This is a genomic window from Streptomyces sp. NPDC053426 (assembly GCF_055585405.1).
Genome location: NZ_JBVJKE010000003.1, coordinates 503861 through 529983, shown reverse-complemented (window position 1 = coordinate 529983; position 26123 = coordinate 503861). Strand labels below are relative to the sequence as shown.

The following is a 26123-nucleotide window of genomic DNA, read 5'->3' as shown; positions in this document are numbered from 1 at the left end:
ACGGCCTGCCGCTGCCGCTCCGCCTCCTCGACCGCCCGCAGCTTCTTGATCGACTCCTCCTGCTCGGCGACCGTACGGTCCACCGCGACCCGCTCGCGGACGACCTCGGCGATCTCCCGCTTCTCCGCCTCGACCTCCTTGTCGGCGGCGATCCGGGTCAGCTGGGTCTCCCTCTCGCGGGCGATGACCTCGAGGAGGCGGTCCTTCTCGATGCGCTCGCTCTCGACGGCGATGACCCGCTCACGGTTCTTCTGCGCGACCGCGACCTCGCGTCCCTGGTTCTCGCGCTGGATACCCAGTTGCTCCTCGGTCTTGAGGAAGGCGGACTGCGCCCGCAGCCGCTCCTCCTCCACCACCCGCGCCGTCTCGGCCTGCTCCCTCGCGCGGACGGTCTCGATCTCCCGCTTCTGCTTGCTCTCTGCGTCGGCCTGCCGGCGCTCCAGTTCCAGGATCGCCTCGCGGGCGTCGACGTCCTGCCGGGTGATCTCCTTCTGCTCGTTGCGCTGGGCCTCGTTGGTGCGGACGTGCTCCACCGCCGTCAGCTCGGTGATCTTGCGGATGCCCTGCGCGTCGAGGACGTTGGCCGGGTCGAGCTGGGTCAGCGGCGTCTGCTCCAAGTAGTCGATCGCCGCGTCCTCGAGGTGGTAGCCGCTGAGGTCGACGCCGATGACCTCGATGATCCGGTACCGCAGCTCCTCGCGCTTGGTGTAGAGGTCGGTGAAGTCCATCTGCTTGCCGACGGTCTTCAGCGCCTCGGAGAACTTGGCGTGGAACAGCTCCTGGAGCGTGTTGCGGTCACTGGCCCGCGCGGTGCCGACGGCCTGGGCGACCTTGATGACGTCGTCGACGGTCTTGTTGACCTTGACGAAGAACGAGATCCGGATGTCCGCGCGGATGTTGTCCCGGCAGATCAGTCCTTCCTTGCCGGCCCGGGTGATCTCGATGGTCTTCACCGAGATGTCCATCACCTCGGCCTTGTGCAGCACCGGCAGCACGACCTGCCCGGTGAAGGTCACGTCGACCTTGCGCATCTTGGAGACGATCAGCGCCTTGCCCTGCTCCACCTTGCGGAACAACCGGGCGACGACGAACAGCACAGCGGCTGCGATCAGGACGCAAACGAGCACGCCGATGCCCAGGGTGCGGTAATCCATAGGAAGTCCTCGAAGTCTGCGAAGAGTTGGCGCCTCCGCGAAGAGGCGGGGCGGCTCGTTCGGCTGCGGGCGGACGCGTCCGCGTCGGCTACGGCTCAGCCGCGGTGGTGGCGACTGCCGGGGTCGTACGGTGAACTGCTCGCCGTGCCCAGCCGTCGCCGCCCGCGGTATGCGTGGCCCAGCCCGGCAGGAAAGGCACGCGACCGTGCCCCGTCCCGGCTTGACAGGAGCGCCGACGGTGCGCAGGGCCCGGCCACCGAGGGCGTGATGCCGGGGAAGGTGAGGAACTGTACGGCGGCATCGTCAACCCGTGCCACGTCCTCACCTCCGATCCGGTCCACGGGTCCCGGTGCCGACGCCCGTTGCCGGGCCCCGGCATCGGGGCCACCCCCTGTTTCTGCCGCACCCATCTTGACCTAGGCATGCTCCATGCCGCATTGCCGCAATACGGCAATTTTTACGCTCTGTTGATGCCGGGCGACGGCACGAGCGGAACGTGACCGCGCTCATCTCCGGGGAAGGCGGAGGTGCACAGCACACGGAAGGACCACGGCCACGATCCCGGGGCGGTGTCATGCCTTCCGCGCGGTACGGCCGTCTGTCCTCGTCTCCCGGATCGGCGCCCCCTCCGTATCACCTCGCGCCCCCACGATCTGTCACTCTTGTCCGGCGCGCGTCAGGAGAACGTTCGCAAGGCGTCAAGAAAACAGGAGGACCAGTGGCAGGACGGGAGATACCCGACGCCTATCTGGAGGGGTACGCCCAGATGCTGGCCGAGGTATGTGCGACGGGCCGCCGCCTCACCCGCAAGGAGTTGGAGTCTCTGCGAGCCCGTGGTGAGCGCGCTGCGGAAGCCGGCTTCGGGCTGCGGGCTCTCGTACGCCGGCACGTGTCCGTGGCCCGCGACACCTGGCCCACGCTGGCGCCCACGTCGGGTGGCCACGTACTCGCCGCCGTCGAGCAGGCGATCGACGCCTTCGCAGAGGGACACGAGCGCGCCCAACTGCTCGCCGTACGGCAGGAGGAAGCGGTACGCCGGGAGTTCATCGACGACCTGCTCTACGGACGCAGCGACCTCGGTCGCCTCGCCGAGCGCGCCGAGCACTTCGGCCTGCTGCTCTCCCGTGCCCACACTGTCGCCGTCGCCCAGGGCGGGACGCCGGTCGAGGACACCCACCCTGCCGCCCGGCAGGTGGAGAGTGCCGTGGTCGCCCGCTTCGGCGAGCGACGCATCCTGCTCACGACCAAGGACGGCCGACTGGTCTGCATCGCGCCCGGTGAACAGGACGACGTACTGTCGTTCTTCGCCAAACAGGCATACGCGGCCACCGACGGAGGGCGGGTCGCCATCGGGCGTCCTCACCCGGGCGCCGGTGGGGTCGTCCACTCCTACGAAGAGGCCCTCAACGCCCTCGATCTCGCCAAGCGGCTGGACATCCAGGAGCCGGTGCTGCGCGCGGCCGATCTTCTCGTCTACCCGGTCCTGACGCGGGACCGGCAGGCGATGGCAGACCTCGTGGAAAGCGCCCTCGGGCCGCTGCAGGACGCGCGCGGTGGCGCTCGTCCGCTGGTCGAGACGCTGACGGCGTACTTCGACGCGGGCTGCGTCGCCGCAGAGGCGGCACGGCGTCTCGGTCTGAGCGTGCGAGCCTTCACCTACCGACTGGAACGCATCCACAGACTGACCGGTGCCGACCCCTCCGACTCCGTCCACCGGTACACCTTGCAGACAGCGGTGATCGGTGCCCGACTGCTCGGTTGGCCCGACGACGTGTGAGCACGGGCCGGCAGGGCTCGGAAACCGAGCAGGACGCATCACCGGGGAACTCCGGACATCCGCAGGGACGGGGCTCAGCTCCCCTCCATGGGCTGGTAGCCACACACGGAGGGGGCGGGTTGAACGGCGAACCGTTGTGCCACTGGATGGCGGTGGTCGTGTCGACCGCGCTCATCCCGCCGATGTCGACAGCGGTCCTGGCGGGGTGGACACCGCCGTGGCTGCGGAAGCGACAGGCCGGGATGCGGCTCCGCGCCTACGGTTCGCTGTGCTGTTACGCCTTCGCACTCCTCAACGTCCTCCCCCGGATCACCGATGCCTCTTACGGAACCGTCACGGCCTGCACCAATGCCGGTTTCGTCCCCATCGCCGCCGCCGTGGTCCTGTTCCTGCTCTCGGAGCGCAAGGACAAAGCGGCTCGGGAGGTCGGCCGCGTCGAGCCTGCGCGACCGCAGCACTAGGGGGCGTCTTCGAGGGCCTACGTCTTCCACGGCACCGTCACCACTGCAGCGATCCGCCCATGGCTCTGGCCGCGATCCTCCGACCTCCTTCAGTTTCCTGGCAGGCCGGCGTGGTCGGAGTTCCGGCGCTGCGGCAGTAGCTGGCTGAGGGCAATAAGGAGAAGTCCTGCCAGCAGAAGGGCGTTTCCGCCGAAGAAGCGGACCTCCCAAGAAACGCTCGGCAGGATGTGAAAGTAGAAGAGACTGTGCAGAAGGACGGACGCGCCCACGAGTAGGGCACCGAAGCCGTGGAGCCGGGGCCTGGTGACGTGACGGCGCGCCGTCGGCAGGAGCCACCCTGTCCGGAGCGTGCTGATTCCCGATGCGACCGCCAGCAGACCTATGAGTACGCCCGTTCCTACCACCCACGCCATAGGGCCGCTCCGCTTCCATCAGGTGAGGTCCGGAACGAGAGTGACGTCCGGTCCGAAGATGCCCACATGCTCGCCGGACCCGGTAGTGCCTGACCATGGCGGTACCAGGCAATCCCCGCGCGTCTTCACTGCCGTCGTTGCACCGACGCCGACCGGCAAAACCCACCGATCACGTCCGGAAGGACAACAGCTACTCACTGGAGTTCGCTGAACCGTTCGGTTGCCCGCGTGCGTCCGGCGACGATGATGGTGTCGTCCGCTTCGACGACGGTTTCGGCGGTGGCGTAGGTGAAGCCTTCGCCGGGGCGTTTGATGGCGACGACGGTGATGCCGTAACGGGTCCGGACGGCGCTGTCGGACAGGGGGAGGCCGATGATGTCGGTGGGCGGGTTGGTTTTGACCATGGCGAAGTCGTCTTCGAACTCGATGTAGTCAAGCATGCGGCCCCGTACGAGGTGGGCGACGCGCTGTCCCATGTCGTGTTCGGGGTAGACGACGTGGTGGACGCCGAGCTGGGTGAGGATGCGGCCGTGGGCTTCGCTGGTGGCCTTGGCCCAGACGTTCTCGATGCCGAAGGAGATCAGCAGCGAGGCGGTGAGGATGCTGGCTTCCAGGTCGGTGCCGATGGCGACGACAGCGCGCTCGAACTCGTGGACGCCGAGCTGGCGCAGGGCGTCCTCCTTGGTGGAGTCGGCCCGCACGACGTGGGTGAGAGACCCGGAGAGTGCCTGGACGACTTCGGCGCTCTCGTCGATGCCGAGGACTTCGGTGTCCTCGTCGACGAGTTCCAGGGCCAGGGCGCGGCCGAAGCGGCCCAGGCCGATCACGACGACGGAGCTCTCCGGGCCGCCGCGCCGCTTCTTGGGGCTGGGTTTCCTAGCCAATGACGGGTCGCTCCTCGGGAAGGTCGTACAGGCGGACACGGGCACGCAGGGCGAGCGCGGAGGCGACAGTGATGGGGCCGAGCCGGCCGATGAACATCAGCGCGATCAGGAGCAACTGCAGACCGGCAGACAGGCTCGCGGTGATGCCGGTGGACAGTCCCACGGTGGCGAAGGCAGAGGTGGTCTCGAACAATGACTGGTCCAGGCTGTGGTCGGTGAAGACCACGAAGGCCAGGGTGGAGACGGCGACGGCGGCCACGGACAGCAGCACCACGGTCAGAGCCTGACGCTGGAGGTCACCGTGCAGGCGGCGGTGGAAGATGTTGACCGCGCCCTCGCCGCGGATCTCGGCGTACATGACGAAGAACAGTACGGCGAAGGTGGTGACCTTGATACCGCCGGCGGTGCCGGCGCTGGCGCCGCCGATGAACATCAGCACATCCGTGCCCAGCCAGCTCGCGGGGTTCATCTGGGAGGTGTCGAGGCTGTTGAAGCCGGCGGTACGCGGCATGACCCCCTGGAAGAACCCGGCCAGCAGTTTTCCGGGGGTGTCGAGGGGGCCAAGGGTGGCCGGGTTGGACCATTCGATCGCGGTGATGAAGGCGCTGCCGCCGACCAGGAAGATCCCGGAGGCCCACAGCACGATCTTGGTGTGCAGGGACCAGGCCCACGGCCGGCGCCAGCGGCGGCGCAGCTCGAACAGCACCGGGAAGCCCAGCCCGCCGGCGATGACCGCCAGCGCGATGGGCAGGCAGATCCAGGGATCGGTGACGAAGCCCATCAGGCTGTCGGAGTACAGCGCGAATCCGGCGTTGTTGAACGCCGAGACGGCATGGAAGACGCCCAGCCACACCGCCCGCGGCCAGGGCTCGTCATAGGCGGTGGCGAACCGCAGGGTCAGCACCAGCGCGGTGACCGCCTCCAGCAGCAGGCTGACCTTGACCACACCGGTCACGACCGAGCGGACATCGCCCAGCCCCAGGGTCTTGGTCTCCGCGGCGGCCGTCAGGCGTGCCTTGAGGCCGATGCGGTGGGAGACCAGCAGGACCAGCAGGGAGGCGAAGGTCATGATGCCGAAGCCACCCACCTGGATGAGCGCCAGGATCACCGCCTGCCCGAACCCGCTCCAGTAGACGGGGGTGTCCACCACGATCAGACCGGTCACACACACCGAGGACGTGGAAGTGAACAACGCCTCCACCGCACTCGCGCCGCCCGGCCCTGCCTTGGCGACCGGCAGCATCAGCAGACCGGTTCCGACCGCGACAGCGGTGGCGAAGCCGGCCACGACCACCTGCGCCGGATGCCTGAGACGCGGCCACTGGCGCGTCACCACAACAAGCCCTCCGCTCCGCGGACGGGCACCACGATTGTTCGCACTGGGAGACGATAGACAACACCCACACGGTTCTCGACAACAGACCCTGTGTCGTGTCCACCCGGTAGAAACTGGCCAGGCAGAAGTGGAGCGCTGCGCTCCGCCTGCGGCGACGGTGACTGTCGCCCTACCGACATCAGCTTGACCAGCCGATCCGGAACGGCCGTTGAGCCGATAACAGAGGGCTTGGGCGGTGGAGCAGGGATGCCGCCTGGCCGACTCACCACCCCGTCCGGCTCTACCGGATGGCCGGGAGGGCCGAAACGGATTTCCCGGCTCATCCGTCTCGGCCTCCCGACATCTGGTGCCCGATCCAACCGTCCCTCCGACCGCTGGCCGGCTTCGGGCAGCCACGGCCCTGGTCCGTGAGGCTTGTGTGTCAGGCAGTGGCGCCGGTGTTGGTGCTCTTGCGGCGGCGCACGATGAACATGGTGCCGACTCCGAGGGCGACGGCGGCGCCGCCCGCGAGGGTGATGGCCGGGAGTGCGGAGTTGGAGCCGGTTTCGGCGAGGCGGCCCTGCGGGTCGATCTGGGTGTTGCCCACCGGCTTGGTCGGCAGCGGCTTGCTGCCGCCCTGCGGCTTGGCGTCACCGGTGTCGGCCGGGGCGGAGCCGACGGCGAGGATGTCGAACTCGTAGTAGCCGTCGTCACCGGAGTAGACGCAGTTGCCCTCGTCGTCGGCGTACATGCCGATGCTGAGGGCGAAGCCGAGGCCGGAGGGTGCCTTCTTGTCGACGCTCAGGCGCAGGTCGATGGAGAAGGACTCCTTGGCCTTGATGTCGGTGTAGCCGAGGTAACCGGCGCCCTCGTCCTCCTCGTCGAGGGAGATGTCGGTCCACGTGCCGGTGGCGGGGTCCTTGTATTGCAGGGTGAGGTAGCCGGTGTCGACGAAGAAGTCGTTCTCGTCGACCTGGGCGGCGAAGACGCCGAGGTCGACGCGCTGGTAGGCGTGGCTTCCCTTGTTGTCGACGTTCAGCTCGAAGCCGTGGAAACCGCTGCCGGCCACGATCTTCGAAGGCAGGCCGGAGAGTCCGGTGCGCAGGTCGTCGTCGAACGTCATGTCCTCATCGCTGCACTCGACCGGGCCGAGTTCGGCGGAGGAATCGGGAGTCGAGGGAGAGGTGGACACGGTCGCCGAAGACGAGGCCCCGAGCGGGGCCGGCTCGGAGGCAGCCGGGCTGGACTCGTCGGCTGCCGGCGTCGACTCCTCCGCAGCCGGAGTGGTGTCCTCGACCGCCGGGGCGGTGTCGTCCGCCGCGGGCGCGGACTCCTCCTCGGTGGTGACCGTCTCGCCGGCGGAGGACGACGGGCCGTCGTCCGTCGCGTAGGCGGCCGGGGCCACGAGCAGAGCGGCCGGGGCCATCACGGCCGTCGCGGCGGCAAGAGCCAGGGAACGGCGAATCTTCATGTGCACCTCAGAGGAGGAAATGACCGATGCGTCACCAAGCAGGACCGACCGAAGAAGCAAAGGGTTGCAGAACCCTCACATTTCCTTTACGTAATGAGCATCACTTGAGAGGGCCGCGACCGTGAAAGCTCGACTGCTGTGATCGCCGGGCGGCCACTCACCTGCCGCCTTTCGGGCAAGACAGCAGGGAAGGCCCGGAACGACGGATTCGAGCACTTTCTGCCGCGTACGTGCCCGCGGGAGTGGTGAAGAAGGACACGGAAGGGAAGATCGACGAAGCCCTGGACATGGTGGCCGCACTCATCCTGGAGACGGACCACCCGCGCGGCGTCCTCGACGAGGTGGTGCGCGTCTGCCGCCAAGTCCGAACCGAGCGGTCGGCGGGTGGGGCTCCCGCCAAGGCGGCCTGAAACAGGCGCACATTCGCCCGTGTAATGCACACGGTCAGGTGATGCCGCCGCGCCCCCTCGCTGCCCGTGGGAGAAATCCGGGAGAGGATCTTCTCCCAGAACCCCTCCGAGGCCACCTCAGACCTACGAAGAGCGACGCTCCGACCTGCACAATCATCGATGATGGCAGCTAGGGCGCGTGCGTGTCCTTCGTCCGGGACGAAGAGGTCGTGGGTTCAGATCCCGCCACCTCGACAGATGGAACACCAGGTCAAGGGCCCGATCCTCTCTGAGGATCGGGCCCTTGTCGCATTTTCCGAACGAGTACGGCCGGGGCCGCAGTCCTGGACACGGTCGCGCAGGTTCGGCTTCGACGGGCCGCGGCCGACGTCGCTCTTGATCGTGGTCGGGCTGGGAGCGTCGCCTGTCCGCAGGTCCACGCGGACATGGCCGGCGCCGCGGTGGAGCCGGGCGCGGTACGGGGAGCGAGGTGCTTGACCCTCACGTGGCGTCATGCCGCATGGTCGGGACATGGAGGAGCACCTGACCGTGGGGCGCGTGGCCGAGCTGGCCGACGTGAGCGTCCGCACGCTGCACCACTACGACGCGATCGGCCTCGTGAAGCCGTCCGCGCGGACCGCGGCCGGGTACCGGGCCTACTCGGCCGGCGATGTGGAGCGGCTGCGTGAGGTGCTCGGCTACCGGCGTCTCGGTTTCGGACTGCGCGAGATCGCGGCCCTGGTGGACGATCCGGCCATCGACGCGGTCGCGCGTCTGCGGCGGCTGCGCGGCCTGCTGCGGGAGCAACGCGATCGCACCGCCGCCATGGTGGCGGCCATCGACAAGGAACTGGAGGCACGGGCCATGGGCATCAGGACGACTCCGGAGGATCAACTGAAGATGTTCGGCGCGCAGTTGTACGATTTCATCGGGTCGGCGTACCCGGCGACGCGGCGCACCGAGCCGCGGATCGCCGCGCGGATCTGGGAGGCGCTCGGGGACGCCCGGACGGTAGTGAACGTCGGGGCCGGCACCGGCTCCTACGAGCCGACGGACCGCGAGGTCACGGCGGTGGAACCGTCGGCGGTGATGCGGGCGCAGCGTCCCGCGGGTGCGGCGCGGTGCGTGGCCGCCAGTGCGGAGCGCCTGCCGTTTCCCGACCGGTCCTTCGATGCCGCGATGGCGGTCAGTACCGTTCATCACTGGCCGGACCCGATCGCCGGGCTGCGCGAGATGCGGCGGGTGGCCCGGCGCGTGGTGGTGCTCACCTACGACGCCAGTACGCCCGGCTGGCTCGAGCGGTTCTGGCTCACCCGCGACTACCTGCCCGAGTTCGCCGGTCTTCTGGCCGGCTGGCCCTCGCCGGCCGACATGACCCGCGCGATCGGAGGCCGCGCGGAGCCGGTGCTCATCCCGTGGGACTGCGCCGACGGCTTCTTCGAGGCCTACTGGCGCCGGCCCGAGGCGTACCTGGACGAACACGTGCGCCGCGCGGTCTCGGTATGGACCAGGGTCGGGCCGCGGGCCGAGCAGCGGGCGGTGGACGGCCTCCGCGACGACCTCTCCTCGGGCCGGTGGGCCGAACGCAACAGGGACCTCGTCGCCCTCGACGCGGCAGAGCTGGGCCTGCGTCTCCTCGTGGCCTGAACCCCCGTGCGGGTCCCCCCCATGCCCGTCGGCGTGATGCGCGTCACCGTCCGGGTGCTTCGGGCCGGGCATGCGTGATCATGACCGGATGGACGCTCGTTTCCTCGGCATCTCCGAACTGGTCGAAGCCCCGTCTGTGGCGGTCGTGGTCGACGTCATGCGCGCCTACACGGTGGCCGCATGGGCCTTCGGCCAGGGGGCGGAGAAGATCGTTCTCGCCGGGTCGCTGGACGAGGCCCTGGCGCTCAAGGCTCGCCACCCGGACTGGGTGGCGCTCAAGGACGGTGCGCCGGCGGACGGGTTCGACATGGTCAACTCACCGGGTCTGCTGCGGTCCGTCGACCTCGGCGGACGGACCGTCGTGCAGAAGACCACGGCGGGGACGGTCGGCGCCCTCGCGGTCAAGGAGGCGTCGCTGGTGCTGTGCGCCGGCTTCGTGGTCGCGGAGGCGACGGCCCGGCTCCTGCGGGCACGTGAGTGCGACAGTGTCACGTTCGTGGTCACCGGCGAGGACGGGCGGGCCGATGAGGACCTGGCGTGCGCTCAGTACATCGCCCGGAGGGCCACCGAGGCCGGCAGGACGGACGCGGCCGAGTTCCTCCGCCGCGCCGGCGAGTCGCGAGCCGCCGCCGAACTGACGGAGGGCGTACGCCAAGGAGCCCACCCCGATGACGTCGCGCTCTGCCTTGAGCTCGACCGGTTCCCCTTCGCCATGGTGGCGGCCTCGGAGGACTCGCTGATGGTCCTGCGTCCGTGCGCCGCGCCTTCGCCGGCCGGCGAGGCTCCGGCCTGACTCGGGCACTCCGACCCGCCGCGGGGCAGGCACGTATGATCACCCGTAAGGCGGGGTCGTAGCACAGAGGTAGTGCGCCGCGACAGCATCTCGGAGGACGTCGGTTCGAATCCGACCGCCCCGCCCCCTCCGGAACCCCGCCCGTCGGCCCGGCTCCGTGGCCGGTGACGGCCATCCGCCTTCGGCGTCCCACGTCTCGATCGAGCGGCCGGGGAAAGGGACGAGAGCAAGGGGGCACCGTCGAGTCGCGCTCCGTCGTGCCCATCGCGATCGACCGGGTCCCGCACACCGGCTCCTGCCGGACTCGGTCCTCTCGGCCTCCGGCTTCCGTCTCGTGCGCCCGCGGGAATCCGGCGGGTCGCGGAACACGCACCGGGATACCCTCACAGCCCTGACAAAGGCCAACCGCGTTGCCACCGGGGAGAATCGTGGGGAATCCATCGTCTGGTTCCGTACCGCGCGGAGTGATGAGCGCGGCGTTCGCCGCCGTACTGGTCGCCGGGGGAGCGGGGGCCTGCGGAGGTGAGGGCGGGAGTGGTTCCGGGAAGGGGGAGCCGTCCGGGGTGACGCCCGCGTCGGCCGTGGCCGAGGCGGCGGCGAACTCCGCGGACATCGTGTCGCTCCACTACCGGATCACCGGGACCGTGCCGGGGACGGGCCGGCTGGAGGCCGACGCGTTCATGAGGACGGACCCGCCAGCGATGAGCATGGAGATGAGCACGGCCGGTCAGGACGGGGACGGCCCGCTGCCGGTCCGGTTCGTCGACGAGGTGATGTACGTCGGCGAGGCGGTGAAGGGCAAGCGGTGGTTCAGGGCGGACCCGGCCGTGTGGGGAGGCCTCACCGTGGACAACGACTCCTACGGCGTGCTGCCCCGTCAGCTGGAGAGCAGCCCGGTCGTGCAGTCCACCCTCCTGACCGGGTCCAAGGACGTGCGGGTGGTCGGGACCGAGACGGTCGACGGCACCAGGACCACGCACTACAGGGGAACGGTCACCTCCGAGGGTCTGCGCGCCGCCCGTGACGCCGCCCCGGACGAGGCGGCCCGGGAACGTCTGATCGAAAGCTTCGACCAGTTCGTGGGGCTGCGCGTCCCCGACACCCTCACCATGGACCTGTGGATCGACGGCGACGACCGCGCCAAGCAGTTCCGGTGGCGGACCCGGATCGACGGCATGCGGACCGGCCCCGACACCAGCACCGGCGGCGGACCGCTCGACCTGACCGTCACCTTCCTCGACGTCGACCGGCCCGTGACCATCGAGGCCCCGCCGGCCGAGGACACCGCCGCTCTCCCTGACGACGCCCAGGAGGGCTGAGCCCGAGCCGGCGAGGGCCCGCCACGCCGCGAACAGCGGCCGGGGGCGGGGCCGGGTGTACTAGCGTTCGGGGGAGCGGAGGATCTTGCTGGGGGAGAATCGGTGAGCGCTCGGATTCTGGTGGCCGAGGACGACGAGAAGCAGGCCCGGCTGGTCCGGATCTACCTGGAGCGGGAAGGCAACGCGGTGCAGGTCGTGGGTGACGGCCGGGCGGCGCTGGAGAAGGCCCGCTCGTCGAAACCCGATCTCATCGTGCTCGATGTGATGCTGCCGCTGGTCGACGGGCTCGACGTGTGCCGCATCCTGCGGGCCGAGTCCGATGTCCCCATTCTTCTCCTCACCGCCCGCACCACCGAGGAGGACATGCTCCTCGGCCTCGACCTGGGCGCCGACGACTACCTCACCAAGCCCTACAGCCCCCGCGAGCTGACCGCGCGGGTGCGGGCGCTGCTGCGCAGGTCACGGAAGGCCGCCGGGCCGGCGGAGCCCGCGGTGCTGCGGGTCGGCGCGGTGGTGCTGGACACCGCGCGCTTCGAGGTGCGGGTGGCGGGGCGGCCCGTGGTGCTGACCGCCAAGGAGTTCGCCATCCTGGAGGCGCTGGCCCGGGAGCCGGGCAGGGTCTTCACCCGGGCGCAGATCATCGAGCGGGTCTTCGGCTTCGACCACGACGTGCAGGAGCGGACCGTCGACGCGCATGTGATGAACCTGCGCCGGAAACTGGAGGCGGACCCCGGGCGCCCGCGCCATCTGGAGACGGTGTACGGCCGGGGCTACCGCCTCAACGACGGTCCGGACCCGGCGTCCTCCTGACGTCCGCACGTCCGCCGCCCGGGGCCATGGGCAGCGTGACGGTGAACGTCGTGCCCGCCCCGACGGTGCTGCGCACCTCGATCGTGCCCCGGTGGTCGGTGACGATCTGGCGGGCGATGGACAGGCCCAGGCCGCTCCCGCCGGTCGCCCGGCCCCGGGAGGCGTCCGCCCGCCAGAAGCGGTCGAAGAGGTGCGGCAGGTCCTCCGCCGCTATCCCCTTGCCGGTGTCGCGCACTTCCACGACGGCCAGTTCGCGCCGGGGTGTCAGGGCCAGGGTCACGCTGCCGCCCGCCGAGGTCGCCCGCACCGCGTTGCCGACCAGGTTGCCGACGACCTGACGCAGCCGGTCGGGGTCGGCGGTCACGAACACGGGGCCCGGCGCCTCCAGTTCGAGCGTGACACCCGCCGCGTCGGCCTGGGCGCGGTGGGCCGTGCGGCCGGTCTCCAGCAGCTCCCTCAGATCGACCTCGGCGGGGTGGTAGGTGAGCGCGCCGGCCTCCGCCAGTGCGAGGTCCTGGAGGTCGTCCACGATCCGCTGCTGCAGCAGCGCCTCCTCGTGCAGGGAGGCGAGCAGTTCGGGGGTCGGTTCGACGACGTCGTCCCGCAGCGCCTCCAGATAGCCGCGCAGATTGGCCAGCGGGGTGCGCAGTTCGTGCGCGATGTCGCCGATGAGGCGGCGCTGGCGCTCCTCGCCCGCCTGGAGGGAGTCGGCCATGCGGTTGAAGGCGCCGCCGAGTTGTGCGATCTCGTCCCGGCCGGAGACGGGGACCCTGCGTTCCAGGTCGCCCTCGCCGAGGCCCTTCGCGGCCAGTGTCATGGCCCGGACGGGGCGCAGTACGGCCCTGCTCAGGAGCAGGGCGCCGAGGACGGCGGCGAGGGCGACCCCCATCGCGACGGCCACGGTGGGCGCGGCGGCCAGGGTGGGCGGTGACTCGTCGCGGACGCCGAGGCGGATCTCCAGGCGGGGCGGGGCGACGGAAGCGGTCCGTTCGCCGAACGCCCGTTGCAGACAGGCGGTGGGCCGCCGTTCGGCCCCGCACGGCTGGACCGCGTCGATGTCCTGTGTGGTCGGCGGGTTCTCCCCCGGCTTCGGCTCGGGGCACTGCGCGGGCCGCCGGCCGGTGCTGATCCGGGGGACGCCGATGTCGTTCGCGGCGGCCGTCGGCTTCGCTCCGGCCCCGGTCAGACAGGCCGCGTACGCCACGGTCGCGCGGTAGTCGGCGATCGCCGTGGCGGTGAGTTTCACCGAGATCCGCGGTGCCTGGCCCTCCGGGAACCGCAGGACGGGGCGCGGGTCGACCAGGACCGCGGGCCGGCTGCTCGGCGGGCGGGGGTCGCGGCCGGCGAGGGCGTCGGAGTCGGCGAGCAGGACGTCCGTCTCCGTGACGACCCGGATGCGCTGGCCGGTGTCCCGGGCGAGCCCGGCCACCGTGGGCGACAGCCCCTCCCAGGTGCCGTGCGCGAACCCGTACGCCCGCAGTGCGCCGGTGATCCGGGAGACCTCCTGCTCCCCGGCCGTGACGGTCTCCTGGACCTGGCGGTTGGCCTGGCGCAGCGTCAGCCATGCGGTCGCGGCGGTGGCGGCCAGCGCCACCAGCATGAGCATGCCGAGGACGCGAAGCCGAAAGCTCACCGTGTCTCCCCTCGATCGTTTCCGGAATTCAAGAGGGCGTCATCGGCCAACGCCCACCAGGAATGGCTTATTCCTGTCAATTTGATGTTTTTGGGCCCCTCATGAGCGAAAAGCGGTCACTCCTCAACGGAAGCATTTCTTCACCTCAATTCGGGTGTGATCGTGCATACGGCCGCTCGCATCCCTGCAGATGCGGAGGCCACCGCCTTCGCTCCGGTCTCGTCCGGCGGCGGACGCGGCAGTGACAACACGACACACAGGGGGTACATCATGAAACGACTCGCGGCATTCGTGCCCGTGCTCGCGGCCGTCGCCGTGGCGGTTCCGCTGTCCCTGGCGACGCCGGCCGCCGCGCACGCCTCGTGCGGCACGAACGTCTCCGACAAGGACGGCAGCTCGTGGGGCAAGACGGCCGACGGGGCCAACGAGCGCAGCGGTTCCAGCACCGGCTGCGCCATCAAGGGCGTCGCCTACAGCAGCCAGACGCTGGACTACCACTGCTACACCGTCGGCAACGACAACTACACCTGGACCTACGTCAGAAACGACTCCACCGGTGTCACCGGCTGGATCCGTGACGACCTGCTGAGCGACGGCGGCAGCTACGTCCACTGCGGCTTCTGACGGTCCCTTCGTCACACCGGGCACCACGCAGTGATGCGCGCCGCCGGGTGTCCCCGGCCGGGGACACCCGGCGGCTTTCACGTGCCGGACAGCGCCTCCGTCGGGGACAGCCTGCTCGCGCGGACCGCCGGGTACAGGCCGGCGATCATGCCGATGGCCAGGGTCGAGGCGATGCCCGCCAGGCTCGCCCACGCCGGGACCACCGTCGGCCAGTCGCGGCTGAGGGCGTATCCCGCCGTGATCAGTGTCCCCAGGACCGTTCCGCCGAGGCCCCCGATGAGGGACAGCAGCAGTGACTCCGTCACGAACTGCGTACGGATCTGGCCCTTGGTCGCCCCGAGGGCGCGCCGCAGACCGATCTCGGGACGCCGTTCCAGTACCGAGATGACCATGGTGTTGCCCACGCCCACGCCGCCGACGAGCAGGGCGACCCCGCCCAGACCGAGCAGCAGCCCGGTCAGCGCCGACTCGGTGGCCTCGCGGGCCGCGAGCGCGTCGGAGGGCCGTGAGATCCGCACCTCCCCCGGCTTCTCCGGATACGCCGTGGCCGGGAGCACCGCCCGTACCGCCGCGACCCGGCTGTCCTCCGCGCGGACGTACACCGTCGACGGATGCCCGTCGAAGTCCAGATAGGTCCGGGCCGCCGACCATCCGACCAGGGCGGCGCCGTCGAGTTCCGGCGCCAGCGGTACCGGATCGAGGACGCCGATCAGCGAGAACCAGCGGCCGCCGAGCCAGACCCGGGTACCGGGTGTGTACACGTCGAGCCGCTGGGCGGCGGTGGCGCCGAGCACCACCGCCGGGTACTCGTCGGTCGCGGAGTCCAGCCAGCGGCCCCTGCGGACCTGCCCGCCGACGGCCGGCAGGAGATCGGTGCCGGCCGCGAGCACGGTCAGGGAGCCGGTCCGGCCGATGGCGATGTGGTCGTTGCGGTAGACGTGCGCGTCGGTCGCGCCGGTGGCGGCCACCTGCCGCACCGGCGGGATACGACGGACCATCGAGACGGCCTCGTACGGCAGTTCGGCCTTCTCGCCCGTCAGGGACTCGCCCGGGGCCACCCGCAGCAGATTCGTGCCGAGGGCGTCGAGCCGCCGGTCCACCTCCGCCTGTCCGGAGCCGGAGATGCCGACCACCGCGATCATCGCGGCGACGCCGATGGCGATGCCGAGCGCCGAGAGGAAGACCCTCAGCGGACGCGTCCGCAGCCCCGTACCGCCGAGCCGTACGACGTCCGCGGGCCCGAGCCGGGCGGCCCGCAGCCGGTCGCCCGGTTCCCGCCGGGAGGGTCCGGGGGTGCCGTCCGTCATCGGGTCACCCCGATCGACGGGCCGGCCGACGGGTCGGTGGACGTGCCGACCGGCGTATCGGCCGACGTGTCGGTGACCACGCGTCCGTCGCGCATCTCGATGCGTCGCGGGAGCTGTGCGGCTATCTCGCGGTCGTGCGTGATGACCACGACGGTGGTGCCGGCCGCGTGCAGTTCGCGCAGCAGGGCGAGTACGGCCGCGCCCGACGCGGAGTCGAGGTTGCCGGTCGGCTCGTCCGCGAGCAGCACCGAGGGCCCGCCGACCACGGCACGGGCCACGGCGACCCGCTGCCGCTCACCGCCGGAGAGCTGGTGGGGCAGGTGCCGGACGCGGTGGCTGAGCCCGACCCGGTCCAGCGCCGCCGCGGCCCTGGCCCGGCGCCGCCGCATCGGGACGCCCGCGTAGAGCAGTCCGTCCGCCACCGAGTCCAGGACCGGTACCCCGACCGCGAGGTGGAACTGCTGGAAGACGAAGCCGATCCGGGTGGCCCGCAGCGCGGAGACCTCGCGGTCGGACAGTCTCGCCACGTCGTGGCCGTCGACCAGGACCCGGCCCGAAGTGGGCCGGTCCAGGCTGCCCATGAGGTTGAGCATGCTGGACTTGCCGGAGCCGGACGGGCCGACCACCCCGACCAGTTCCCCGCGTCCGATCCGCAGACTCACGTCGCGGACCGCGGCCACCGGGCCCGGATACGTCTTCGAGACGGCGTCGAACTCGACGACGGCCCGGTCTCCGCCGCTCATTCGGGAATCCTCACCTTCAGTCCCGCGCGCACCGCGGAACCGCTCACTTCCACCTTGCCGTCGGCGAACAGCCCGGTCTTCACGGCGATGAAGCCGCCGTCCGCCGTCTCCAGCCCGTGCCCGCCCTCCGCGAGCGCCACCAGCGCGGCGACCGGCACGGTCAGCACGTCCTTGGCCTCGCGTCCGACGTACTCGACGGTGACGGGGCCGCTCTCCAGCCGGCCCACGGACTTCTGGTCCTCGATGGTGACGGTCACCGGCACGGTCGCCCCGCCCCGCCCCGAACCGTCCTCACCGGAACCGCCCTCGGGCGCACTGGCCTGCCTGCCCACCGACGCCACCTCGCCCCGTACGGTCTTGCCGTCGGGCAGCCGGACCCGGACGGCCGCGCCGCGTACGGCCCAGGAGGCGTCGGCGGCCGAGGCGTCGACGACGACCTTGCGTGCCGTACCGGTGTACGTGAGGGCGTTCTCGGTGACGGCTTCGCCCAGCCGGACGCCCGGCCGGCCGATCCGCACCTTGCCGGCGGAGTAGATGACGTCCCCGATGCCGACCCTGCCGGTCTCGGGCATCCCGAGCGACTTCTGCCACCGCTCGACGGCGTCCGCCGTCCCGTCGGTGAACGTCTCGTCCACCGTGAAGCCGGTGTAGCCGAGCGCGGCCAGGTTCGTCTCGAACTGCAGGACGTCCATGCCCTTGAGCTCCGTCACCGCGGCGGCCCCCGTGTCCGTCGGCGCCGGCGGCGCGGAGGGGCTCGCGGCGGCGCCGCCGCCGGTCCCGCCGTCCGTCTTGCCCTCGCCGGAGGCCGTGGTGCCGCCCTCGGGTGCGGTGTCTCCCCCGGACGCGGTGGCGGTCAGCCCCAGGTCCCGGTACATGGGCAGCGACCCGTACAGCAGCACCACCGGGCGGTCGTCGACGCGCAGCAGTGTGTCGCCGCGCTTCACCGTGGCCCCCGCCTCGGGCAGCCCGGTCACGGTCCCGGTCGCCTTGACCGGCAGGGGTATCTCCGTGCCGTACCCCAACTGGCCGTCCACCTCGGTGCGTTCGGTCAGCGTGGCCCGGACCACCTCGACCAGCGAACCGGTCCGGGGCGGTGCGTCCGCGCTCTCGTCCTCACCACCGCCGAGGCCCAGGGCGCCCACCACGGCGACCGCCGCCACGACGACCACGGCCAGGGCGATCAGCGCCGTACGCCGTCCCCGTCCGCCGCGCGGCGGTTCGGGCACCGCCTCGGACTCGTCATCGATCCGTGTCACCGTATCCGCCACGGTCAGCCCTTGCCGGGGCCCGGGTTCTCCGGAACACCCACGATCGGCCCGCAGATCCGGATGGCCCGCTTCGCACCGGCGGAGCTCTGGTCCCATTCACCCTGTCCGAGGCCGTCGGGGCCCGGGTCGGGGAAGTCGGCGGCGCCGTTCTCCTGCATGCACTTCGCGTACTGCTGCTTCACCTTGATCTGCTCGGCGGTGAGCTTGGACTGGTTGCCCTTCTCGATGCTCTCGGGCACGGCCGCCAGGTACTCGGCGCACTTCTCCGTGGCCGCCCGGAACTTCGCGTCCTTCTTCAGGTCCAGGTTGTCCCCGAAGTCGATGGTCCCCTTCTCGTCCGGGTCCGGGGCGTCGACCCCGTTCTCCCGCAGGCACTTCACGTACTCGCGCTGCGCCTGCACATAGGCGGCCACGTCGTCCCCGCCGCCCTGAGCGTCCGATCCGGCGGACGGCGTGGCCGCGCCGCCGCTCGCGGCCGTCGGGATGTCCGAGTCGCCCTCGTCGCCCCCGCAGCCGGTCAACGCCAGCGCCACGACCGAGGCCGCCGCGGCCAGCAGTACCCGATTCGCCCTCACCGGTTCTCCCGCTCTCCTGCCGAACCCGTCCGCGGACGCGGCGGGCAGACCGACCGTAGGACGGCGTCGATGAAGAACCCTTGAAGAACCTGTCAGCCGTTGATGCGACCGCGGGCGGGCATCACGGCCGGCCCGCTCAGCGCGCCCCGCGTTCCTCCAGGACCGTTCTGAGGCTGCGCAGGGCGTAGTGGACGCGGGACTTCACCGTGCCCTGGGGGACGCCGAGGGTGGTGGCCGCCTGCTGGGTGCTGCGGTCGGCGAAGAAGGTGGCCTCCAGGACCTCGCGGTGGGCGGGGGACAGGGCGCCCAGGGCGTCGCGCAGGACGATGGACGACAGCACGCGGTCGACGTCGTCCGCCTCGGCGCCCAGTTCGGCGAGCCAGGTGACGCCGCCGATCTCCGCGGGCCGGGCCGTGCGCATACGGTGCGCGTCGATCACGATGTTGCGGGCGACGCGGAACATCCAGGGGCGTACGGCCATGCCCTCGTCGTCGGCCAGGTTCCGCTTGGCCCAGCAGCGCAGCAACGTCTCCTGGATGACGTCCTCCGTGAGGTGCGTGTCGCCGCCCAGCATGCGCAGCACGTACGCGTAGAGCGCCGGGCCGTGTTCCACGTAGAGGTCACGCATCGCCCGCTCCTCGGGTGAGGGCGCGTTCGCCGACCCGATGACCGTCACGTTCATGGTGTGCTCCCGCTCCTTGGGGTGTCCGGGCCCGGTCATGGGGGGGACCGCGGGCCGGGGCCTCCGTGGGACGGAGTTTCACTGGGAACGTTCCACATTCGTTTGACGTGCGGTTTACGACCCCGTACATCGGGTCGTCAGTTTCTCCAGCCGCCTGCGGACCCGGCGGGCCAGGTCGGCGTGCTCGGGAGGCATCAGGCCCTCGTCGTGCAGGCTGTCGCACAGCCGCAGGAGTTCGCGTCCGTGGGTGACGGCGACCCGGTCGTCGTCCAGCCGTCGCCAGGCGGCGGCCGCCCGCGCCACCGCCGCGGGGGCCTGCGCGTCGCCGGTCCGGCACAGGGTCCGGGCCACGTCCAGGGCCAGCACCGTGGCCTCGCGGTGGTCACCGCGCAGATGGGCCAGGTACGCCTCCATCGCCCGCGCCTCCAGGGTGTCCGGGTGCTCGGCGCCCAGGGAGGCCGTCAGGTTCCCGCGGAGCGCGGTCGCGGCGGCGGACGCCTCGTCGAGCCGGCCGTCGGACGTCAACGCGTTGATGCGGGTGACGGTTTCGGCCAGGTCGGCCGGCAGCGGAGCGGAGGGCGGCGCCCCCGCGGCGGGCCGGTCCGGGGCCGGGTCCGCGGGGATGACGACTCGGCTGGAGCCGTCGGGGGCGACCTGGAGGACGAAGTGGGTGGTGCCGGGTCCGTCGTTCACCGTCGCCTCGACCGGTGCGCCCCGCTCCTCCGCGTACCGCCGCAGCCGGTCCAGCACGGCCTCGTGCACGGACCGGCCCGCGTCGGGGACCAGGGGCTCCCCGTCGATGCCGGCGAACCCCTCGTCGGAGATGTGCACTTCGAAGCGGACCATGGCTGCTGCTGCCCTCCTCACACGGGCGGAGCGGAATCGACGGAATCCGAAGGATCCAACGAGTCCGGGGGCGCATTGGTTCACGCCGATGGGAAAAATGCGTTCATACCGGCGCCAATAAGAAAATACTGAGGCGGTCGAGGCCGCGCCGGACGGCGCCCACGACGATTCGGCCCGGGAGTTGAACCTTCCTCATCCGCCTCCCGTTGTACGGGTGCCCGGCCGCTGCCTTCCCCCTATGCCGCGGCCGGGTCCTGATCGAAGGAAAGCCGGAGGAGAACCGAAGGAGACGTGTGTCGGACGGTGCGGACTCAGTCCAGTCGGGCGAGTCGCTCGCGGACCTTCTCGGCGTCCGCGTGGTCGCACTCCGAGAGGATCGCCAGCGCCTCCAGCCAACTGCCGCGCGCCGCTTCGGACTCCCCGGCGCCGAACTGGGCGTCCCCGAGGTTGCCCAGGGTGTGGCCCTCCCCCCACCGGTTGCCGATGTCCCGGTGGGTCTTGAGCGCCTGGTGGTAGTGCTCGACCGCCTCGTCGTAGTGGTGGAGCCGGCGGTGCACCGTGCCGAGGATGTCCAGGGTGATGCCCTCGACCCAGCGGTTGTCGTGGGCCCGCAGGATGGCGAGCGCCTGCTCCAGGCAGTCGACGGCCTCGTCGAACCGGCCGAGCCGCTGGTAGGCGTCGCCCAGGTTGGACAGTGCGATGCCCTGGCTCCACACGTTGCCGGTGGCCCGGGCGATGGCCAGTCCCCGGCGCGTGTACTCGACGGCCTTGCGGAGGTGGCCGGCCTGCAGGTACGCGTCGCCCAGGTTGGACACGGTGGCCGTCCTGCCCGCCGCGTTCCCGAGGTCCCGGAAGATGGCCATGGCCTCGCGCAGCGGACCGATGGCCTCCTCCAGTCTGCCGGAGTCGCGCAGCGCCGCCGACCTGTCCGCGAGCGCCTGGGCCTCGCCCTTGCGGTCGTGGGCGGCGCGGGCGGCGGCCAGGCCCGTGGTGGCGGTGTCGAGCCATTCGTGCGTATGGCTGCGGAGGTAGAAGAACCCCCACAGGACGGCGGGCAGCCGCCACGCGATGCCCGGCTGCCCGGACCCGGCGGCCTGGTGCACCGCGCCCACCAGGTTGGGCCGCTCGGTCTCACACCACTCCAGGGCCTCCTCGCGCGTGGTGAACACCAGCGGCCGGCACCCGTCCGGCAGCGGTTCCAGCGGGATCCGGCGGCGGTTGGGGGTGATGTGCGGGTAGGTGGCGTCGGCGGTGTGCAGGTACCAGGTCAGCAGCCGCTCGACGGCCTCGTCCCGCTCCCGTGCCGTCTCCTCGGCGCGGGCCCGTTCGGCGGCGTAGACGCGCAGCAGGTCGTGCAGGGTGCAGCGGCCCGGGAAGTGTTCCGTGAGCAGGTGGGCGCGGGTGAGTTCGCCGAGCAGGCCGCGGGCCTCGCGCGGCGGGAGACCGGCGAGCGCGGCGACGGCGGGTACGGAGATGTCGGGTCCGCAGTGCAGGCCCAGCAGGCGGAACAGCCGGGCGGCCGGGGCGGACAGCGCCTTGTACGACCAGGAGAAGACGGCCCGTACGTCGGTGGTGATGTCGTCGCCCCCGGCGAAGGCGTCGAGGCTGCCGTGGCTGTCCCGCACCTCCTCGGCGATGGCGCTGAGCGGGAAGCCGGGGCGGACCCCGGCGTGGGCGGCGACGATGGCCAGCGCCAGCGGCAGCCGGCCGCACCGCGCGATGATCTCGCCGGCCGCCCGCGGTTCCTCCGCCAGCCGGTCGGTGCCGAGGCGGGCGGCGAGGAGGTCGAACGCCTCGGTGGGCGTCATCTGGTCCAGCGTCAGCGGGTGGGCCCCTTCCCCGGCGATCAGGCCGGACAGCCGGCTGCGGCTGGTGACGATGACCAGGGAGCCCGGGGAGCCGGGCAGCAGCGGGCGGACCTGCTCGGTGTCGCGGGCGTTGTCGAGCAGGACCAGTACCCGCCGCCGCGCGAGCACGCTGCGGTACAGCGCCACCTGGGCGTCGAAGTCGCCGGGGATCCGCTGCGGGGGTACGCCGAGCGCGTCGAGGAAGACACGGACGGCTTCGTCGGGCGTCATGACCGTGCCGGTCGGGTCGAAGCCGCGCAGGTTGATGTAGAGCTGCCCGTCGGGGAAGCGGTCGGCGACCTCGTGGGCCCAGTGCACGGCCAGGGCGGACTTGCCGATGCCGCCCATGCCGCCGATCGCACTGATCACCAGGGTCGCCGGCGGGCTGCCGTCCTCGGGCAACAGGGCACGTATCCGCTGGAGTTCCGCCTGCCGGCCGACGAAGGCCGGCAGGTCGGCGGGCAGTTGCGCCGGGCGGGCGGCCGGGTACTCGACGGGGTCCGGGAAACCGCGCTCGGCCGGGGGAGCCGGTCGCGGGGACGGGTCGGCTGCCGGGGGCGTGGCCGGAGTCGGGGGCGTGGACGCTAACGGACCGGCTGCCGGGAACGGGAACGGACCGGCGGCCGGAGTCGGGCCGACGGCCGGGGGCGGGCCGACGGCCGGGAGCGGGGCCGGAGTCGGAGTCGGGGTCGCGAACGGGTCGGCTGCCGGGGTCGGGCCGACGGCCGGGGACAAGGCCGAGGTCGGGGACGGACCGGCTGCCGGGAACGGGAACGGGCCGGCGTCCGGAGCCGGGCCGACGGCCGGGAACGGGGCCGGAGCCGGGGGCGGGAACGGGGCCGGAGCCGGGGGCGGGAACGGAGCGACGGCCGGGAACGGGACCGGAGTCGGGCCAGGGAGAAGGGACGGATCAGCCGTCAGGATGCGGTGGTGCAGGTCCTTGAGCGGTGCGCCCGGTTCGATGCCCAGCTCGGTCACCAGGGCGTCCCGCGTCCTGCCGTAGGCCTCCAGTGCGCCGGCCTGCCGGCCGGACCGGTACAGCGCCAGCATGAGCAGCCGGCACACCTGCTCGCGCAGCGGGTGTCTGGCGGCCAGCGAGAGCAGCTCGGGAACGACCGTGTCATGGCGTCCGAGCGTGACGTCGATGTCCAGCCGGGTCTCCAGCGCGGTGAGCCGTTGCTCGTCCAGCCATGAGTACTCCGACTCCGCCAGCGGGCCGGGGAGGCCCGCCAGCGCCGGTCCCTGCCATGCGCCGAGCGCCGTGCGCAGCAGTTCACCGGCGGCCGGCAGTTCGCCGGCGGCGTACCGTCTCTTCGCCTCCGCGACCCGCTGTTCGAACACGGTGAGGTCCAGGGAGTCCTCCGGGACCCGGATCGCGTAGCCGTCGCCGACCGAGACGATCAGTGCGGGCGGCCGGCCCGGCTCCCGTCCGGGTTCCAGAACCTTGCGCAGGCGCGACACATAGGTCCGCAGGACGGACACGGCGGCCGCCGGGGGCGTCTCGCCCCAGACGGCACGGATGAGTTCGCCGAGGGCGACCGGGCGTCCCCGGCCCAGCAGCAGCGTCGCGAGCACCACGCGCTGCTGCGGCGATCCGAGGTCCAGCTCCTGTTCACCGCGCCACGCCCGAACCGGCCCCAGCACGGAAAAACGAACGGAAGTTTCATATGCAGGCACACTCGGACTCTATTGACCGACCACTCCGCCATGACCGCTTTGACGGAATGCGCCATTCCATGCCGAATGCCACTTACGCGAATGTTTCCGCCACAGGATCCGGCTTCCTCCCGGTCATCGGACCCCGGCCCTCAGGGAACGGTGACGACGACCTTGCCGCGGGCGTGCCCCCCTTCCACCTCACGCAGGCCCTCGGCCGTCCCGGCCAGCGGGTGCGTCCGGTCGACCACCGGCGCGAGGCGGCCGGACTCGATGAGCGCGGTGACGGCGAGCAGGTCCTCGTGGACGGGACCGGCCGGGGCCGCCGGAAGGATCACCCGGAGCCGCTGCCGGGCGACCGTGTTGACCGCGAGGAGTTTCAGCATGGCCCCCATAGCGCCGAACACGTGGCCGGGTGAGCCGCCGCCGTTGCCCACCAGGGTCCCCGTCGGGGTGAGCGCCCGGCGCAGCCGGCCCAGCGGGTGGTTGCCCACGTTGTCCAGGATGACGTCGTAGCGTGCGCGGCCGTCGGTGAAGTCCTCGCGCGCGTAGTCGATGACGTGCTCGGCGCCCAGCGAGCGCACCAGGTCGGTGTTGCGGGCGCTGCACACGCCGGTGACCTCGGCGCCGAGGGACGCGGCGATCTGCACGGCGAACGTGCCCACGCCGCCGCCGGCCCCGTTGACCAGCACCCGCTGCCCCGCCCGCGCCCGCCCCACGGTCCGGATGCCGCGCAGGGCCGTCACCGCCCCCATCGGTACGGCCGCGGCCTGTTCGAAGGTCAGGTGCGCGGGCTTGGGGACCAGGAGGTCCTCGGCGGTGCACGCGTACTCGGCGAGGGCGCCCGGGCAGAAGCCCAGCACCTCGTCGCCGGGACCCAGCCCCCGCACTCCGGTGCCGACCGCCTCGACCCGCCCGGCCGCGTCGATCCCGGCCACACGTGACTTCGGGCGGGTCAGCCCCACGTCCCCGGTCAGCCGGGCCGCGTACGGGTCGCCGCGCAGCATGTGCCAGTCGTACGGGTTGAGCGCGGCGGCGTGCACCCGCACCAGTACCTGCCCGGCCCCCGGTTCGGGTCGGTCGATGTCTGCCACTTTCAGGACGTCCGGCGGGCCGAAGCGGTCCTGGACGATCGCCTTCATCCGGATCTCCCCCTCACGGATGTACGGGTGTACGGCGTACACCCACCATCATGGGTGTACGCCGTACACCTGACAAGGGCCAGGAAGGATGTCAGGGCAGCAGCCGGGCCAGACCGTCCAGCGTCAGGTCCAGGGCGAACTCGAACTCGTACTGGTCGTCGCAGCCCGAGCCGACGACGGACCCCTCGTCGTGGGTGACCGCCATGGCCAGTTCGGTGATGTGGGGGTAGCGCGCGGCCATCTCCTCGGGCGGCAGCGCGTCCGGGTCCGGCTCACGGCCGGCGCCGTCCTCGAACAGCTCCTGGGAGAAGCCCAGCAGCCGGCTGCCCATGACGTGCATCGCGTGATGGACCAGGTCGAGCGAGAAGCCCCCGGCCCGGAAGATCCCGATCATCGAGTCCAGGTACGCCATCATCACGGGGGTCGGCGCGGCCCGCGCCTTCATCCGCGCCTCGATGACCCCGGGCGCCCACGGATGGCGCAGCAGCATGCGGCGGGCGGAGAGCACCCGCAGCCGGACGGCGGTCCTCCAGTCGGCGTCCGCGACCGGTGGGTCGATCTCACCGACGAGGACGTCGGTCATGCCGTCCAGCAGCTCGTTCTTGTTGGCCACGTGCTTGTACAGCGCCATGGGTACGACGCCGAGCACCTGCGCCAGCTTCCGCATGCTGAGCGCGTCGACCCCGCCCTCGTCGGCCAGGGTGACGGCGGCGGACAGCACCCGCGCCCTGCTCAGGGGGGTGCGGGTCCGGTGGACGGCATCGGCCTGCCTGGCGATCTCCACCATCCCCTCTCGTACGGACCGGTACGGATCAGTACGGACCGGTGCGGGCCGCGGCGGGCCGGCCCCGGTGTACGGCGTCCACCCTAGGCGCCCGCGCCCGCCCCCACCTCGTCGGGGGCCGCCCACTCCACGAACTGGACGACGATCCCGTTGGGGTCGGTGACCTGGAAGAGCCGCTCGCCCCACGGCTCCTTGCGCAGCGGCATGGTGATGGTCACCCCCCGCTCCCGCAGCCGCCGTTCCTCGCCCTCGATGCCGGTGACCGTGAAGGCCAGGACGAGTCCGGCGGCGTGCCGGTCGCGCTGGTCGGCGGGCAGGACCTCGGTGCCCCGGCGCAGCAGGACGATGTCGACGGCCGCGTCGCCCCGGGTCAGTGAGGCGAATCCGTCGGCGGCGGCGATCTCCCGGTAGCCGAGGTGGGCGGTGAAGAACTGCCGCGAGGCGTTCACGTCGTCGACGGTGAGCGACACGGTGGAGACGGTGATCTGCACGGCTGGGGTTCCGGTCATGGGTGCAGCGTGTCAACGCCGAGGGCCGGCGCGCTTGTGCAGGGTGCGGCAGTGTTGTGGCCGGTCACGTTGCC

General features: G+C 71.5%; 24 protein-coding genes and 1 tRNA gene. 9 read left to right on the top strand and 16 right to left on the bottom strand.

What is annotated here, in order from left to right; genetic code table 11:
• On the bottom strand, positions 1-1154 hold a 1154-nt coding region (locus ACZ62B_RS09405; RefSeq protein ID WP_469689609.1), incomplete at its 3' end, for a flotillin family protein.
• Positions 1155-1920: 766 nt separating this feature from the next.
• Between ACZ62B_RS09405 and ACZ62B_RS09400 the strand changes: the two genes are divergently transcribed.
• Together ACZ62B_RS09400 and ACZ62B_RS09395 are read left to right on the top strand one after the other, a co-directional pair.
• The gene (locus ACZ62B_RS09400; protein WP_468890016.1) at positions 1921-2931 is read left to right on the top strand and encodes a PucR family transcriptional regulator; all 1011 of its coding nucleotides are present in this window, start codon (positions 1921-1923) and stop codon (positions 2929-2931) included.
• 119 nt (positions 2932-3050) lie between these two features.
• On the top strand, positions 3051-3392 hold the full coding sequence (locus ACZ62B_RS09395) for a hypothetical protein (RefSeq protein WP_469689607.1): 342 nt from the start codon (positions 3051-3053) through the stop codon (positions 3390-3392).
• Between the two features lie 89 nt (positions 3393-3481).
• Here the strand turns inward: ACZ62B_RS09395 and ACZ62B_RS09390 are convergent, their stop codons facing one another.
• The 4 genes from ACZ62B_RS09390 to ACZ62B_RS09375 all read right to left on the bottom strand — a co-directional run bounded on the left by ACZ62B_RS09390 (position 3482) and on the right by ACZ62B_RS09375 (position 7475).
• Positions 3482-3805 (bottom strand): hypothetical protein, encoded by a 324-nt coding sequence (locus ACZ62B_RS09390; protein ID WP_344559765.1) that lies wholly within the window; start codon positions 3803-3805, stop codon positions 3482-3484.
• 194 nt (positions 3806-3999) lie between these two features.
• Complete coding sequence (locus ACZ62B_RS09385; protein WP_468883134.1) at positions 4000-4689, bottom strand: potassium channel family protein; 690 nt, start codon at positions 4687-4689, stop codon at positions 4000-4002.
• Entirely contained in the window at positions 4682-5983 is a 1302-nt protein-coding gene (locus tag ACZ62B_RS09380; RefSeq protein ID WP_468883193.1) for a TrkH family potassium uptake protein, read from the bottom strand. The genes ACZ62B_RS09385 and ACZ62B_RS09380 overlap by 8 nt, the downstream gene beginning before the upstream one ends.
• 463 nt (positions 5984-6446) lie before the next feature.
• Positions 6447-7475 (bottom strand): hypothetical protein, encoded by a 1029-nt coding sequence (locus ACZ62B_RS09375; protein ID WP_469689604.1) that lies wholly within the window; start codon positions 7473-7475, stop codon positions 6447-6449.
• 245 nt (positions 7476-7720) lie between these two features.
• Between ACZ62B_RS09375 and ACZ62B_RS09370 the strand changes: the two genes are divergently transcribed.
• From ACZ62B_RS09370 to ACZ62B_RS09345, 6 genes are all read left to right on the top strand, one after another.
• On the top strand, positions 7721-7885 hold the full coding sequence (locus ACZ62B_RS09370; RefSeq protein WP_344559773.1) for a hypothetical protein: 165 nt from the start codon (positions 7721-7723) through the stop codon (positions 7883-7885).
• 510 nt (positions 7886-8395) lie between these two features.
• Complete coding sequence (locus ACZ62B_RS09365; protein ID WP_344559775.1) at positions 8396-9511, top strand: MerR family transcriptional regulator; 1116 nt, start codon at positions 8396-8398, stop codon at positions 9509-9511.
• Positions 9512-9599: 88 nt separating this feature from the next.
• Entirely contained in the window at positions 9600-10304 is a 705-nt protein-coding gene (locus ACZ62B_RS09360; protein WP_344559777.1) for a 2-phosphosulfolactate phosphatase, read from the top strand.
• Positions 10305-10354: 50 nt separating this feature from the next.
• Positions 10355-10429: transfer RNA gene (locus ACZ62B_RS09355), tRNA-Leu, on the top strand.
• Between the two features lie 342 nt (positions 10430-10771).
• Positions 10772-11623 carry an SCO4651 family lipoprotein gene (locus tag ACZ62B_RS09350; protein ID WP_344559779.1) on the top strand — a complete coding sequence of 284 codons (852 nt, stop codon included), beginning with the start codon at positions 10772-10774 and terminating at the stop codon, positions 11621-11623.
• Between the two features lie 102 nt (positions 11624-11725).
• Complete coding sequence (locus ACZ62B_RS09345; protein WP_344559781.1) at positions 11726-12433, top strand: response regulator transcription factor; 708 nt, start codon at positions 11726-11728, stop codon at positions 12431-12433.
• Here the strand turns inward: ACZ62B_RS09345 and ACZ62B_RS09340 are convergent.
• Positions 12402-14066: a sensor histidine kinase gene (locus ACZ62B_RS09340; RefSeq protein WP_469689601.1), complete on the bottom strand. Its 1665-nt coding sequence runs from the start codon at positions 14064-14066 to the stop codon at positions 12402-12404. The two genes, ACZ62B_RS09345 and ACZ62B_RS09340, sit on opposite strands and share 32 nt — an antisense overlap.
• 270 nt (positions 14067-14336) lie before the next feature.
• On the opposite strand from ACZ62B_RS09340, the gene ACZ62B_RS09335 reads away from it, so the two are divergent.
• Positions 14337-14690 carry an SH3 domain-containing protein gene (locus tag ACZ62B_RS09335; RefSeq protein ID WP_344559785.1) on the top strand — a complete coding sequence of 118 codons (354 nt, stop codon included), beginning with the start codon at positions 14337-14339 and terminating at the stop codon, positions 14688-14690.
• A 77-nt stretch (positions 14691-14767) separates the two neighbouring features.
• Here ACZ62B_RS09335 and ACZ62B_RS09330 read toward each other — a convergent pair whose 3' ends face one another.
• The 10 genes from ACZ62B_RS09330 to ACZ62B_RS09285 form a co-directional block, all read right to left on the bottom strand.
• Positions 14768-15997: an ABC transporter permease gene (locus tag ACZ62B_RS09330; protein WP_468721728.1), complete on the bottom strand. Its 1230-nt coding sequence runs from the start codon at positions 15995-15997 to the stop codon at positions 14768-14770.
• The gene (locus tag ACZ62B_RS09325) at positions 15994-16740 is read right to left on the bottom strand and encodes an ABC transporter ATP-binding protein (RefSeq protein ID WP_344559789.1); all 747 of its coding nucleotides are present in this window, start codon (positions 16738-16740) and stop codon (positions 15994-15996) included. Before ACZ62B_RS09325 ends, ACZ62B_RS09330 begins: the two co-directional genes overlap by 4 nt.
• Positions 16737-17996, bottom strand: coding sequence for a peptidoglycan-binding protein (locus tag ACZ62B_RS09320; RefSeq protein WP_469689597.1), 1260 nt, complete (start codon positions 17994-17996; stop codon positions 16737-16739). The genes ACZ62B_RS09325 and ACZ62B_RS09320 overlap by 4 nt, the downstream gene beginning before the upstream one ends.
• 14 nt (positions 17997-18010) lie before the next feature.
• Positions 18011-18583, bottom strand: coding sequence for a hypothetical protein (locus tag ACZ62B_RS09315; protein WP_344559793.1), 573 nt, complete (start codon positions 18581-18583; stop codon positions 18011-18013).
• Between the two features lie 136 nt (positions 18584-18719).
• Positions 18720-19265 (bottom strand): sigma-70 family RNA polymerase sigma factor, encoded by a 546-nt coding sequence (locus tag ACZ62B_RS09310; protein ID WP_469689628.1) that lies wholly within the window; start codon positions 19263-19265, stop codon positions 18720-18722.
• A gap of 114 nt (positions 19266-19379) precedes the next feature.
• Positions 19380-20111, bottom strand: coding sequence for a hypothetical protein (locus tag ACZ62B_RS09305; RefSeq protein WP_344559795.1), 732 nt, complete (start codon positions 20109-20111; stop codon positions 19380-19382).
• 311 nt (positions 20112-20422) lie between these two features.
• The gene (locus tag ACZ62B_RS09300) at positions 20423-23602 is read right to left on the bottom strand and encodes an AfsR/SARP family transcriptional regulator (RefSeq protein ID WP_469689596.1); all 3180 of its coding nucleotides are present in this window, start codon (positions 23600-23602) and stop codon (positions 20423-20425) included.
• A gap of 164 nt (positions 23603-23766) precedes the next feature.
• Positions 23767-24756, bottom strand: coding sequence for an NAD(P)-dependent alcohol dehydrogenase (locus tag ACZ62B_RS09295; RefSeq protein WP_344559799.1), 990 nt, complete (start codon positions 24754-24756; stop codon positions 23767-23769).
• A gap of 91 nt (positions 24757-24847) precedes the next feature.
• On the bottom strand, positions 24848-25543 hold the full coding sequence (locus ACZ62B_RS09290) for a TetR/AcrR family transcriptional regulator C-terminal domain-containing protein (RefSeq protein WP_344559801.1): 696 nt from the start codon (positions 25541-25543) through the stop codon (positions 24848-24850).
• 80 nt (positions 25544-25623) lie between these two features.
• Positions 25624-26031: a VOC family protein gene (locus ACZ62B_RS09285; protein ID WP_344559897.1), complete on the bottom strand. Its 408-nt coding sequence runs from the start codon at positions 26029-26031 to the stop codon at positions 25624-25626.
• Between the last annotated feature and the right edge of the window lie 92 nt (positions 26032-26123).

Excerpts from the sequence above, each read along its gene's own strand:
- ACZ62B_RS09400 (WP_468890016.1), top strand. The coding sequence starts at position 1,921 with ATGCTGGCCGAGGTATGTGCGACGGGCCGCCGCCTCACCCGCAAGGAG.
- ACZ62B_RS09390 (WP_344559765.1), bottom strand. The coding sequence starts at position 3,805 with ATGGCGTGGGTGGTAGGAACGGGCGTACTCATAGGTCTGCTGGCGGTC.
- ACZ62B_RS09375 (WP_469689604.1), bottom strand. The coding sequence starts at position 7,475 with ATGAAGATTCGCCGTTCCCTGGCTCTTGCCGCCGCGACGGCCGTGATG.
- ACZ62B_RS09365 (WP_344559775.1), top strand. The coding sequence starts at position 8,396 with ATGGAGGAGCACCTGACCGTGGGGCGCGTGGCCGAGCTGGCCGACGTG.
- ACZ62B_RS09360 (WP_344559777.1), top strand. The coding sequence starts at position 9,600 with ATGGACGCTCGTTTCCTCGGCATCTCCGAACTGGTCGAAGCCCCGTCT.
- ACZ62B_RS09350 (WP_344559779.1), top strand. The coding sequence starts at position 10,772 with ATGAGCGCGGCGTTCGCCGCCGTACTGGTCGCCGGGGGAGCGGGGGCC.
- ACZ62B_RS09335 (WP_344559785.1), top strand. The coding sequence starts at position 14,337 with ATGAAACGACTCGCGGCATTCGTGCCCGTGCTCGCGGCCGTCGCCGTG.
- ACZ62B_RS09330 (WP_468721728.1), bottom strand. The coding sequence starts at position 15,997 with ATGACGGACGGCACCCCCGGACCCTCCCGGCGGGAACCGGGCGACCGG.
- ACZ62B_RS09325 (WP_344559789.1), bottom strand. The coding sequence starts at position 16,740 with ATGAGCGGCGGAGACCGGGCCGTCGTCGAGTTCGACGCCGTCTCGAAG.
- ACZ62B_RS09310 (WP_469689628.1), bottom strand. The coding sequence starts at position 19,265 with ATGAACGTGACGGTCATCGGGTCGGCGAACGCGCCCTCACCCGAGGAG.
- ACZ62B_RS09305 (WP_344559795.1), bottom strand. The coding sequence starts at position 20,111 with ATGGTCCGCTTCGAAGTGCACATCTCCGACGAGGGGTTCGCCGGCATC.
- ACZ62B_RS09295 (WP_344559799.1), bottom strand. The coding sequence starts at position 24,756 with ATGAAGGCGATCGTCCAGGACCGCTTCGGCCCGCCGGACGTCCTGAAA.
- ACZ62B_RS09290 (WP_344559801.1), bottom strand. The coding sequence starts at position 25,543 with ATGGTGGAGATCGCCAGGCAGGCCGATGCCGTCCACCGGACCCGCACC.